The 12,583-nt window shown below is 33.3% G+C and carries 9 protein-coding genes; 6 read left to right on the forward strand and 3 right to left on the reverse strand.

Features of this window, described 5'->3' with window-relative positions; translation table 11 throughout:
• The first annotated feature begins 59 nt into the window (after positions 1 to 59).
• Complete coding sequence (gene recG, locus K6T82_RS10595; RefSeq protein ID WP_223705904.1) at positions 60 to 2,168, forward strand: ATP-dependent DNA helicase RecG; 2,109 nt, start codon at positions 60 to 62, stop codon at positions 2,166 to 2,168.
• A gap of 204 nt (positions 2,169 to 2,372) precedes the next feature.
• On the opposite strand, the gene K6T82_RS10600 is transcribed toward recG, so the two are convergent.
• Genes K6T82_RS10600 through K6T82_RS10610 form a run of 3 tightly spaced genes read right to left on the reverse strand, consistent with a single transcriptional unit; the run spans position 2,373 to position 4,519 of the window.
• The gene (locus tag K6T82_RS10600; protein ID WP_223705905.1) at positions 2,373 to 2,975 is read right to left on the reverse strand and encodes a PAS domain-containing protein; all 603 of its coding nucleotides are present in this window, start codon (positions 2,973 to 2,975) and stop codon (positions 2,373 to 2,375) included.
• Between the two features lie 54 nt (positions 2,976 to 3,029).
• A complete protein-coding gene (locus tag K6T82_RS10605; protein WP_223705906.1) occupies positions 3,030 to 3,890 on the reverse strand; it encodes a hypothetical protein in 861 nt (286 codons plus the stop codon).
• A 29-nt stretch (positions 3,891 to 3,919) separates the two neighbouring features.
• Positions 3,920 to 4,519 carry a peroxiredoxin family protein gene (locus tag K6T82_RS10610; protein WP_223705907.1) on the reverse strand — a complete coding sequence of 200 codons (600 nt, stop codon included), beginning with the start codon at positions 4,517 to 4,519 and terminating at the stop codon, positions 3,920 to 3,922.
• Between the two features lie 483 nt (positions 4,520 to 5,002).
• Between K6T82_RS10610 and K6T82_RS10615 the strand changes: the two genes are divergently transcribed.
• The 5 genes from K6T82_RS10615 (at position 5,003) to K6T82_RS10635 (ending at position 12,535) form a co-directional block, all read left to right on the forward strand.
• Positions 5,003 to 6,061: an efflux RND transporter periplasmic adaptor subunit gene (locus K6T82_RS10615; RefSeq protein WP_223705908.1), complete on the forward strand. Its 1,059-nt coding sequence runs from the start codon at positions 5,003 to 5,005 to the stop codon at positions 6,059 to 6,061.
• A 113-nt stretch (positions 6,062 to 6,174) separates the two neighbouring features.
• Complete coding sequence (locus tag K6T82_RS10620; protein WP_223705909.1) at positions 6,175 to 9,273, forward strand: efflux RND transporter permease subunit; 3,099 nt, start codon at positions 6,175 to 6,177, stop codon at positions 9,271 to 9,273.
• Positions 9,274 to 9,337: 64 nt separating this feature from the next.
• Positions 9,338 to 10,648 carry a TolC family protein gene (locus K6T82_RS10625; protein ID WP_223705910.1) on the forward strand — a complete coding sequence of 437 codons (1,311 nt, stop codon included), beginning with the start codon at positions 9,338 to 9,340 and terminating at the stop codon, positions 10,646 to 10,648.
• A gap of 27 nt (positions 10,649 to 10,675) precedes the next feature.
• Positions 10,676 to 11,539 carry a bestrophin family protein gene (locus tag K6T82_RS10630; RefSeq protein ID WP_223705911.1) on the forward strand — a complete coding sequence of 288 codons (864 nt, stop codon included), beginning with the start codon at positions 10,676 to 10,678 and terminating at the stop codon, positions 11,537 to 11,539.
• A 72-nt stretch (positions 11,540 to 11,611) separates the two neighbouring features.
• Entirely contained in the window at positions 11,612 to 12,535 is a 924-nt protein-coding gene (locus K6T82_RS10635; RefSeq protein WP_223705912.1) for an AraC family transcriptional regulator, read from the forward strand.
• The last annotated feature ends 48 nt before the right edge of the window (positions 12,536 to 12,583 follow it).

Raw genomic sequence — 12,583 nt, forward strand, 5'->3', positions numbered from 1 at the left:
AAATAAATTCCAAATTCTTCCAAATCTAAAATCAGCAATCTAAAATCTAAAATAATTTAATGTCTAATAATCTTCTAGAAACTCCAATTGAATACTTAAAAGGTGTTGGTCCCACTCGTGGCCAGTTACTTCGCAAGGAATTGGGTATTCATAAGTATGGAGATTTAGTTAATTTTTTTCCAAACCGATATATAGACAGAACACGTTATTACAAGATTAATGAATTGCAGAATACAGGTTCTGAAGTTCAAATTATTGGAAAAATAATTCATATTAAAACTGTCGAATTTGCTAAAAATAAAAAACGACTAGTTGCTACTTTTGTTGATGATACAGGACAAATCGATTTAAATTGGTTTCAAGGCCATAAATGGATTCGCGAAAGTTTAAAACTGAATGAAACTATTGTAATCTTTGGAAAATGTACTCTTTACGGAAGCCAATTTAGTATGGCGCATCCTGAAATTGAATTATTAAGTGAGCACGAAAGAAGTCTTCGTTCGGCAATGCAGCCCGTCTATCCTTCTACGGAAGCTTTAGCTAACAAAGGAATTTCAAATCGAACCATTAACAAAATAATGGAACAGCTTTTTTTGGAAACACAAGCTTTGTTTACTGAAACTTTTCCACCTTTTTTAATTGAAGAATTAAAACTGATTCCGAAAAAAGCAGCTTTATTTAATATCCATTTTCCGAAAAGTGCAGATATTTTAGCGAAAGCACAATTTAGACTAAAATTTGAGGAGTTGTTTTTTATTCAACTTCAATTGATTACCAAAAATCTTATCCGAAAACATAAAATTAAAGGGCATCCCTTCACAAAAGTGGGTGAACTTTTTAATGAGTTCTATCAAAATCATTTGCCTTTTGATTTAACCAATGCTCAAAAAAGAGTGATTAAAGAAATCAGAACCGATATGGGAAGCAACGCCCAAATGAATCGTCTTTTGCAAGGTGATGTTGGTTCAGGAAAAACAATTGTCGCTTTCATGAGCATGCTTTTAGCCATTGATAATGGTTTTCAGGCATGCTTAATGGCTCCAACCGAAATTTTGGCCAATCAGCACTTTCTTGGTTTGTCTGAGTTTGCTAAAACACTAAACATCAACATCCGAATCTTGACAGGTTCTACCAAGACTTCTGAAAGAAAAATTATTCATGAAGAATTAGAAAGTGGAGAACTCAAAATTCTCATTGGAACTCATGCTTTACTAGAAGATAAGGTTAAATTTCAAAATCTAGGCTTGGCAGTAATTGATGAGCAGCATCGTTTTGGTGTCGAACAGCGTTCAAAATTGTGGAAGAAAAATGATATTCCGCCACATATTTTGGTAATGACTGCCACTCCAATTCCGAGAACACTGGCAATGAGTTTATATGGTGATCTCGATATCTCTGTAATTGATGAATTACCGCCTGGAAGAAAACCAATTCAAACGGTACATCGTTATGATACGAATAGATTGAAAGTCTGGAAATTTCTTCGTGATGAAATTGCAAAAGGCCGACAAATTTATATCGTTTATCCTTTAATTCAGGAATCTGAGAAAATGGATTATAAAGATTTAATGGATGGTTATGAAAGTATTTCACGAGATTTTCCGCTTCCACAATATTCAATTTCCATTTTACATGGAAAGATGAAACCTGCAGATAAAGACGAAGAAATGAAACGTTTCTCTGAAGGAAAAACCAATATAATGGTCGCAACAACTGTAATAGAAGTTGGAGTAAATGTGCCAAATGCCAGTGTAATGATTATTGAAAGTGCTGAAAGATTTGGACTTTCGCAATTGCACCAACTACGAGGGCGTGTGGGGCGTGGTGCCGAACAAAGTTATTGTATTTTAATGACGGGACATAAATTAAGTTCTGACAGTAAAACAAGAATGGAAACCATGGTACAAACCAATGACGGTTTCGAAATTGCAGAAGTCGATCTAAAACTACGTGGTCCTGGAGATTTGATGGGTACACAGCAAAGTGGTGTTTTAAATCTTCAAATTGCAGATATTGTTAGAGATCGAGATATCCTTTCTTTAGCTAGAAATTATGCTATGAAGATTCTAAAAGAAGACTCTGCTCTTCAAAAACCAGAACACGCCATTTTAAGGGCAATTTTTATAGAATTGACCAAGAAAAAGAATATTTGGAATTATATTTCTTAAGGTTCAAAGGGACAAAGGTTCAGAGGCTCAGAGGTTTCCCCTCTAAATCTTTGTCCCTTTGTTCCTCTGTAACTTTGAACCTTTAAAAAAAAAACTTCACTGCGTCAGACCAAAACCTTGTTTTTTTATTCAGGTAATTTAGATTTGTTGGGGGCCAAATTTAATATTGAATATTTTTAGCTGACACAATGAAGTATATTTTATTTATTTTTTGGGAACATTTTTCTTTTCGAAAAGTCCGCTGAATAAGCCTTTACTGATTTTGTTTTTATCGTCTTTTCCGGTGGCGATTAAATGATCAATATATTCCATGTACGTTTTCTTGCGTTCTTCAAGAAAACCAACCAAATACTCTTCAGAAGCCTGTATACCAGTTGTTTCTTCTATATGCAAAAGCTTTTTATATAATGGTTCAATAAATTTGACAATGATTTCATTTGGAACTGATTTTCTAGTTCCAAAAAAACCTACTATATCTCCATCTGTATCTGCGATAATTTTAAAATCGGTAACAACCCAGTAATAACGACCCGTTTTGGCCATATTTTTTATAATTACATGAATATTTTCACTCGATTTAATACTATCCCATAAAAATTTGAAAATCACTTTTGGCATATCAGGATGTCGAATAATGTTATGTGGCTGACCAATTAATTCAAATTCGTCATAACCAGAAACATCTATAAAGTCTTCATTGGCATATAAAATGGTTCCTTTTTTGTCAGTTTTACTTAGCAGTACTTTATTCTTATTCCAATCCACTTCTCTATCAGAGGGCGTTGGACGATTTATTCTGATATCCATAAATTTGCATTTTAGTTACTATACAATCTTATAAGTTTGTAGGCTTCTATTTTATTAAATCGAATTTCTGCTGTTGGTAGATTTTACATGAATATCATTAACCAAATCATCAATTTTTTTAGCACTTTCTCTCATCATTTCAAGATAAGACAACAATTTATCATTGTCTGTATGCCCTTTAGAAACATCGATTAATTTTAAAACCGAATTAACTGGAAGTTTAAGATCTAGAGTTGTTCTGTGAATAAAGTCGTTATAATCTTTTGTAGCCGACATTGAACTGTATTTTGCTGAGGCCAATTTCATATTTTCCAATTCATATTCATCTGAAATTTTAGAAATATGATTTTCACTGTGTTCTTTAAAATAGTATGCCCAATAACCATTCAATAAAAATACTACTGCAGCCAGAACAGTATGCAGTATAAGGGTTTCCATATCAAAATTAACTTGCGAAAAATAAACCTGAAGTCCATTTGCATCATTATAAATAAAATTTTGCAAGTAAGCCAATCCGGCATGGTGAAGAATTACTAATAAAGTTAGCGGAATTTGAAGTCTCCAATTTTGATAAATAATTAATATCGTGCTGGCAATAAATACCGTGAAGTGCATTTCGAACATTCCGTGCATTTGGTAAATATACTGTGCCATAAAAATAGCCAATACAATAGACAAGACATACTGATAAAACTTAGAATTCTTCATGAAAAATTTGGCCGAATAATAAGCCAGAAGATTCAACGTTCCTACTCCTACTCCAATTTCGAAAGTATCATATTTAAAGGATAATCCGATACCGAGAAGAAAATAAACGGCAAGAACATAATTAATAATTGTATCCGATTTTTGTGTCATTGTCGACATAAAACTGTGCAGATAATCCTGTTCATTCAAACTAGCTTTTGGTTTCATAGATTTAAGTTTTTGGGTTTTGGATAGATTTATTTAGTGCATTTTGGTAACGAACATCCGTAGGCCTTAAGAGCCAAAGCATTAAAAGAAGGGCTATATTTTTTACTCAACAAAGAATCGATTGCCATCTGAGCATAATTACTTTTGGCATCTGTACAATATCTGGTTTTATTGTAGTTGCCTCTGTAGTATAAATTGTGGTAAGGATCTAACAAAACCGCTTGAGGCGTCGAGAAAACACCACATTTTTTGGCAATTCCTTCATCAAAATAGACTGGAATTTTAGCATTAAATTTCTCCTGAATCTCATCAATCGTAAAATTCCTTTGCTTGTTTAAGACTACGATCTTAAAATTGATCTGATTTCCGTATTTCTTAATTAAATCGCTGACATGTGGTACATTGAAACGGGAACAAGGACAGTCCGGATTGAAGAAATGAATAAAAACAGGTTTATTGTCAAATACACAACAAGCTCCTAACTCTACTTTTGAGCCCATTGCGACGGCATGATAATTTTTAGGAACTGGTGTTGGAAGACTATATTTAAACTCGTTCTGCCAAAACAAATAACCAATTGCAAGAATTAACAATGTAAACCATAAACTTAAAAGTAAAGCTTTCTTCATAAATTATTTAAAAACATTTTCAAAAAGAATAAACATTTGTTAACAAAACAAACAGTCGAATTAGTTAAAAATCATAAAAAACAACTTCTATTCTTACAATTTAACATAAAAAAGGAATCAAGCCCCCTTTATTTCTGTTTAAATCGATTATTTTGTTTAATACACCAATGTTACAAATAAAATCGATAAAGTGCAAAAAAAATCAGACAAAATGCATAAATTTTATTTCAACCTAGAAAAACTCTGACTTTAATGATTTGTTACTTTAATTAAAAACAGAAACAAGTAAACTTGAATCGAATTATTTTTCTTTAAAAAAAATTAAACATTAATTAAACCTTTTATTGTCTTTGGAGTCTAAATGCAAACCCTTGTACATACAAATGTTAAATAAAAGCCAACAGCTTTCGATTTCACAACAAAAAGTTAAATTTGTAAGCTTACTAAAAACACAAACCTAAAATCTATATTCACCTCAATTTTATGAAACTAAAACACCTCATTTACACCCTTTTAATTATTGCGATCGGTGGTTTTATCAGTTACAGAATTATCTCAAACAAGAGTAAAAAAGACGACTCTAAAAAGTTTAACGATAAAGATTCTCCAACAACTGTTAACGGAACTGTAATAAAAACCGCCACTTTTGACAATAATTTATCACTTACAGGTTCTATCGAAGCAAACGAACAAATAGAAATTCATAGTGAGGTTTCTGGAATTGTAGAAGGTATATTTTTTAACGAAGGAACTTTTGTAAACAAAGGTCAGGTTCTTTTTAAAGTAAATGATATCGAACTTAAAGCACAATTAAGACAGGCTGTAACAAAAGAAGGTCTGGCTGCAGAAAACGAAAGAAGAGCGAAATTGTTGCTTCAAAAAGAAGCTATAAGTCAGGAAGAAGCAGACGTTGCAAGAGCAGATCATGCTTCGGCTCAAGCGCAAAGTCAGTTAATTAGAGCTCAAATTTCTAAAACATCCGTTAGAGCTCCTTTCTCAGGAAAAATTGGTTTACGTTCTATTTCCCCAGGAACTTACATTACACCAACGGTTTTAGTAGCTAAATTGGTTAATACTGGAAAGCTAAAAATTACATTTTCTATTCCTGAAAAATATGCTTCACAAGTTAAATCAGGTTCTATAATAGATTTTACCGTTTCTGGTTCAGATAAAACATATTCTGCAAAAATTTATGCCATAGAACCAGAAGTTGCAGTTGCAACACGTACATTACAGATACGTGCAATTGCAGACAATACAGACGGAAAACTTTTTCCAGGAACTTTTGCTGATATCAAATTGCCATTAAACATTATTAAAGATGCCATAGTTGTACCTTCTCAGGCTATCATTCCTATTCAGGATGGAAAAAAAGTGTTTATTGCCGATCACGGAAAAGCAAAAGAAGTAATGGTCGATGCCACAACAAGAACCGATTCTTCAATTTTAATTTTAGCTGGATTAAAAGCAGGAGACACTTTGATAACAAGTGGTGTAATGTCTTTGAAAAATGAAGCGCCAATTAAAGTAAAAGTAAAATAGTCATAAAGCCAAAAGTCTTAAAGTCAAAAGCTGTAAGATTGAAAATAGATTAAAGTATAGCAGAAATTTAGAAATAAATCTCAAATCTTTAAATCTCAAATCTAAAATTACAAATGAGTTTATCAACTACAAGTATAAAAAGGCCTGTTTTAACCATTGTACTGAATTTATTAATTATACTTTTCGGTTTTATTGGTTATACTTTTTTGGGTGTTCGAGAATTTCCTTCGATCGACCCGGCGCAGGTTTCCATTCGTACCAATTATACAGGTGCAAATTCTGACATTATTGAATCGCAAATTACTGAACCTCTGGAAAAAGCAGTAAATGCAATTGACGGGATTCGAAATATTACCTCTTCAAGTAATCAAGGAAGCAGTAATATTACCATAGAGTTTAACCTTGACAAAGATCTTGAAGAAGCAGCAAACGACGTACGTGATAAAGTTTCGCAAGCTATTAGAAATTTACCCCAAGATATTGATGCTCCGCCTGTAGTTTCCAAAGCAGATGCGGACAGCGAATCTATTATTTCGATGACTGTGCAAAGTAATACGCGAAGTTCTTTAGAATTGAGTGATTATGCAGAAAATGTTATTTCACAGCGATTAGAAACCATTCCTGGTGTAAGTGCTGTACAAATTTGGGGACAAAAACGTTACGCTATGCGTTTATGGATCGATCCTGCAAAATTAGCAGCTTACGGCTGTACGGTTGCAGAAGTTCGTACGGCATTAAATGCTCAAAACGTTGAATTACCTTCAGGGAAATTAACGGGTAACAATACCGAATTGACGGTGAAAACTATTGGAAACCTTTCAAAACCTGAGGCATTCAATGATATCATTATTAGAACTGATGGTGATAAGATTGTACGTCTAAGCGATGTTGGAAGAGCTGAATTAGGTCCTGAAAATATTGAAACCGGATTAACATCATCTGGACTTCCGATGATCGGACTTGCAATTGTACCCATGCCAGGAGCGAACTATCTAGATATTTCATCTGAATTTTATAAAAAATATGAAGCCTTAAAAAAGGATTTACCTAAAGATATCAAACTTAATATTGCTCTAGATAATACTCTATTTGTAAAAAAATCAGTTTTAGAAGTTGCAGAAACACTAGGAATCTCTATTATTCTGGTTATCATTATTATCTATCTCTTTTTTAGAGATTGGGCAATTGCCTTTAGACCATTGATTGATATTCCGGTATCCTTAATTGCTACCTTCTTTATCATGTGGCTTTTTGGATTTTCTATTAATGTTTTGACTTTATTAGCAATCGTTCTTGCAACTGGATTAGTAGTTGACGACGGAATTGTGGTTACGGAAAATATATTCAAAAAAGTAGAAGAAGGAATGTCGCCAATTGAAGCTGCTATCAAAGGCTCAAATGAAATTTTTTACGCTGTAATTTCTATCTCGGTTACTTTAGCTTCTGTTTTTTTACCAGTAATTTTCCTTGAAGGATTTGTAGGCCGTTTATTTAGAGAATTTGGAGTTGTAATTGGAGCCGCGGTTTTAATTTCTGCCTTCGTATCTCTAACTCTAACTCCTATGCTGAATGCGTATTTAATGAAGGGCGGAGAACAAAAGAAATCAAAATTTTATATCAAGACAGAACCATTTTTTGAAAAAATGAACAGCAGTTATGCAGAGTCATTATCAAAATTCATGGATAGAAAATGGATCAGTTTTCCAATTCTTATTGCCTGTTTCGGATTAATTTATTTATTTTTTACCATTCTTCCTAAAGAAACGGCACCTTACGACGATCGTAGTTCTGTAACGATGCGTATGACAACTCCAGAAGGATCTTCTTACGAATATACCAACAATTTTATGCAGGAAATCTCAAGACTGGTTGATGATTCTATTCCTGAAAAGAAAGTAAGCTTAGTTATTACAGCACCTGGTTCTGGTGGATCTGCAGCAAATTCAGGTTTTATCAGACTTTCTTTAAAACAACCAGATGAAAGAGAAAAATCGCAGAAAGAAATTGCAGATCAATTGTCTAAATGGACCAAAAAATATCCAGATGCAAAAACTTCTGTCATTCAACAGCCAACAATTGCTGTAAACAGACGTGGTGGTTTACCAATTCAGTATATTATTCAAGCACCAACTTTTGATAAACTTAGAGAAAAAATTCCGTTGTTCATGGAGGAAGTAGGCAAAAGTGATGTATTCTCTATTACAGATGTAAACTTAAAATTCAACAAGCCAGAATTGAACGTAACCATCGATCGTGCAAAAGCAGAAAGTTTGGGAATTTCTATTTTGGATATCGCGCAAACTTTACAGCTTTCTTTAAGCGGGCAGCGTTTTGGATATTTTATTAAAAATGGAAAACAATATCAGGTTATTGGTCAATTTGATCAAAAAGACAGATCTAAACCTTTAGATTTGACTTCGATGTTTGTGAAAAACAAAAACGGACAATTGATTCAGATGGATAACGTTGTAAAAGTTTATGAGCAAAGTAATCCGCCTCAATTGTACCACAACAATCGTTATATGTCGGCTACTGTTGCTGCTGGTTTGGCTCCAGGAAAAAGTATGGGCGACGGAATTAAGGAAATGGACAGAATTAAAGCAAAAGTTTTAGATGAAAGTTTTACGACAGATTTAGCTGGAGAATCAAGAGATTTTGTGGAAAGTAGCTCCAATACTTCTTTCGCTTTTGGACTGGCTTTATTGTTGATTTTCTTAATTTTGGCAGCACAGTTCGAAAGTTTCATTGATCCGTTTATCATCATTTTAACGGTTCCGATGGCGGTTGCAGGAGCTTTATTCTCTTTATGGTTATTCAACCAAACTTGGAATATTTTTAGTCAGATTGGTACTGTAATGTTGATTGGTCTGGTAACCAAAAATGGTATTTTGATTGTCGAATTTGCCAATCAGCTGCGTGAGCAGGGAAAACCAAAATTAGAAGCAATTCTTGAAGCTTCAGAAGCGCGTTTACGTCCAATTTTGATGACGAGTTTAGCTATCGCTTTAGGAGCACTTCCAATTGCTATGTCGCTTGGAGCGGCTTCTACAAGTAGAATCGGAATGGGAGTTGTAATTGTTGGTGGAACCATTTTCTCATTGGCACTGACACTTTTTGTGATTCCAGCAATCTATCTAATGTGGTCTAGAGCGAGAAAACATTATCCAGAATTTGATCATATTGACGAATACGAAAAAGAAAGTATAAAATAGAAAACCAAAAAATCACGAGTCTTACGCAACAAGATTCGTGATTTTCTGGTAAAAGAAATTACATATGAATACCAAAAATATATACGGCACTTTATTAATGCTATTCTTTTGCATTATTCAGGCAAATGCGCAGGAAGTTCTGACTATCGAACAAGCCATGAGCATTGCTCTGGAGAATAATTTTGAGATTAAAATTGCCAAAAACAACTCAAGAATAAGCGAAACAAACGTAACAGTTGGAAACGCTGGAATGTTGCCTATTGCAACTGCAAACATAACAGACAACAATAATATAACGAACTCTACTCAGGTACGCCAGGACGGTACAAAGACATCGTTGAATAATGCCAAAAACAACAGTTTAAACTACGGAGTAAGTCTCGGATGGACGGTTTTTGACGGTATGAAAATGTTCGCCAAATACGACCAACTAAAAGAGCTTCAAAAACTGGGTGATGCAGAACTTAAAAGAACCATTTTAGTTAAAATCGGTCAGGTAAATTCTGCTTATTTTGATTTAGTACAACAGCAACAACAATTAGCTGCATTGGATACGACAATCGTTATTTCCAATCAAAGATTAACTTTAGCAAAAAACCGTTTCAGTATCGGGAAAGCTTCAAAATTAGAGGTTTTAAATGCCCAGGTAGATTTAAATTCTGATCAGGTTGCCATGCTTAGACAAAAAGAGTCTTACGCAAATGCCAAAATTTTATTGAACCAACATTTGGCACGCGATCCAAAAATTGATTTCAGAGTGGTAAATGAAGTTACAGTAGACAACAAATTAGTTTTGGTTGATTTATTAGAATTAGCACAAAAGCAAAATCCTGCTTTAGAAGCACAGGTAATCAACAAACGTATTGCCGAACTTCAATTGAAGCAAGTAAAAGGTGATCGCTACCCAACTTTGAGATTGACAACAGGATATAATTTTTCTGAAAGCCAGTCCAGTTTAGGTTTTACCAGTGAAACTTCCAACAGAGGTTTGAATTACGGTTTTAATGCTTCAATGAATATTTTTGATGGTTTTAATCAGCATCGTAATGAAAAAGTGGCCAAGATGCAGATTGAAAATTCTCAATTGGCCATCGAGCAGCAAAATCAAACCTTAAACACACAATTGAATACCGCTTTTCAAACTTATTTAACCAATTTAGAATTAATTGATTTAGAAGAAGACAATGAAGCAATTGCGAGACAAAATTTAGAAATCACGTTAGATAAATTCAAAATCGGAACTATTACCACAATCGATTTTAGAACCGCTCAGCTTAATTATGTGAATGCAAAAGTACGTTACAGCAATGCACAATATGAAGCTAAATTATCTGAAATTGCCTTAAAAGAATTAGCTGGAAATATTAATTTTTAATTTAAATTTGTTTTAAAACAAATTTAAATGATTTCGTATAACACCAAAGATTGGTTTACATTTATTTTTCATTTTCATAAATCGGATACCGTTAGAAAACTGTTTCCGATCATGATTGCAATAGGGATTTATTCTGCCATTGTTGGTTATCTCGAAGTCGAATATTTTAAAGTCACAAAAAACGATTACATACACAGCATTCCGATTATGCACGGAATGCTTGGTTTTGTAATTTCTCTTCTTCTTGTTTTTAGAACTAATACTGCTTATGACCGTTGGTGGGAAGGCCGTAAACTTTGGGGTGGACTAGTAAACAACAGTCGTAATTTTGCCATCAAACTTTCTGCAATTTTAAAAGAAGAAAACGACAAAAAGTTTTTCAGAAAGTACATTCCAATGTATGCTGACATTTTGCACAAACATTTAAAAGATGAAGAAACAAGCAAAATGTTGTTTGAAGATGTGGATTTAGAACTTGATAATCATAAACACAAACCCAATCAGCTGAAAAGAATCATGTATCATAAGATTAATGATTTGTATGAAGCGGAAAAAATTACTGGAGATCAACTCATTACTTTAAATGATGAGTTAGTTGCTTTTACCGATATTTGTGGTGCTTGTGAACGAATTAAAAACACACCTATTCCCTACTCATACAGTGCATTTATCAAAAAGTTTATTTTCTTTTATACAATGACATTGCCTTTTGGCTATTCTGTAAGCTTAGGTTATTTTGTGGCTCCTGTTGTAGTTTTCATCTTTTATGTTTTGGCGAGTTTGGAACTTATTGCAGAAGAAATCGAAGATCCGTTTGGCGATGATGAAAATGATCTTCCGACCAAAAAGATTTCCGAAAACATCAAAAGACACATAGAAGAACTGATTTAATAAAACGTTAAATCCAAGTTTTCTAAACTTATTTTCATTAAATTTAAAGTCTTCACCAAAAACTTTACTTTAATGAATAACCAACGATTTTTAGTCAATCCACTTCAATTATCGCAAGAAAAATCATTAAAGACTCTTGTTGAAAATAGAACTATTTACAATCTTAGTAATTGCGAATTAAATTTATTCGAAACCTACGAATCGACTAAAATGGTTCCGTTAAAATTTAATGATTTGGTGGTTACAAGTATGCTTCGCGGCAAAAAAATCATGCATCTTTTTGATGATCCAGAATTTGATTATTTACCGGGAGAAACCGTGATTGTGCCTTCTAATGTCGAAATGAAAATTGATTTTCCGGAAGCTTCCAAAAATAATCCCACGCAATGTCTCGCTTTGGCAATTGATCAATCTAAAATTACTGAAATCCTTAATTTCCTGAATGAACAATATCCGAAGGAAGGAAACAACCTTTACTGGCAGTTAAACTATCAAAATTATTTCTTTTACAATAATGTCGAAATGGCGGCAACAATCAATAAACTCATCAAAGAATGCATGAGTACTTCTGTTGCTAAAGACATTTTTGCAGATTTGACTTTAAAGGAATTGTTAATCCGAATTATTCAGACGCAAACAGTAAAATCTATTGATGAAGGAAAATTTCTTGACGCCAACAATCCGATAAAAGAAGTTACAGAATACATCAAACAGAATTTAAAAGAGAATATGAGTTTGAAATCGCTTAGCGAAAAAGCCTGTATGAGTACAACTTCTTTTTATCGCTTCTTCAAAAGAGAACTTGGCATGAGTCCGATTGAATATATTTTGAATGAAAAAATAAAATGTGCCAAAAATCTACTGAAAAACCCAACGCTCCAAATCAATGAAGTTTGTTATTTATCAGGTTTTGAAGATGCCAATTATTTTATACGCTTGTTCAAAAAACACGAAGGAATTACACCGAAACAGTATCAGTTGTTGTATGTTTCTTGAGAAAGATGCTAAGCTACTAAGTTACTGAGGTTCTAAGTTTTTTCAATC

This window comes from Flavobacterium potami (genome assembly GCF_020026915.1).
GTDB lineage: Bacteria > Bacteroidota > Bacteroidia > Flavobacteriales > Flavobacteriaceae > Flavobacterium > Flavobacterium potami.

Excerpts from the sequence above, each read along its gene's own strand:
- recG (WP_223705904.1), top strand. The coding sequence starts at position 60 with ATGTCTAATAATCTTCTAGAAACTCCAATTGAATACTTAAAAGGTGTT.
- K6T82_RS10600 (WP_223705905.1), bottom strand. The coding sequence starts at position 2,975 with ATGGATATCAGAATAAATCGTCCAACGCCCTCTGATAGAGAAGTGGAT.
- K6T82_RS10605 (WP_223705906.1), bottom strand. The coding sequence starts at position 3,890 with ATGAAACCAAAAGCTAGTTTGAATGAACAGGATTATCTGCACAGTTTT.
- K6T82_RS10610 (WP_223705907.1), bottom strand. The coding sequence starts at position 4,519 with ATGAAGAAAGCTTTACTTTTAAGTTTATGGTTTACATTGTTAATTCTT.
- K6T82_RS10615 (WP_223705908.1), top strand. The coding sequence starts at position 5,003 with ATGAAACTAAAACACCTCATTTACACCCTTTTAATTATTGCGATCGGT.
- K6T82_RS10620 (WP_223705909.1), top strand. The coding sequence starts at position 6,175 with ATGAGTTTATCAACTACAAGTATAAAAAGGCCTGTTTTAACCATTGTA.
- K6T82_RS10625 (WP_223705910.1), top strand. The coding sequence starts at position 9,338 with ATGAATACCAAAAATATATACGGCACTTTATTAATGCTATTCTTTTGC.
- K6T82_RS10630 (WP_223705911.1), top strand. The coding sequence starts at position 10,676 with ATGATTTCGTATAACACCAAAGATTGGTTTACATTTATTTTTCATTTT.
- K6T82_RS10635 (WP_223705912.1), top strand. The coding sequence starts at position 11,612 with ATGAATAACCAACGATTTTTAGTCAATCCACTTCAATTATCGCAAGAA.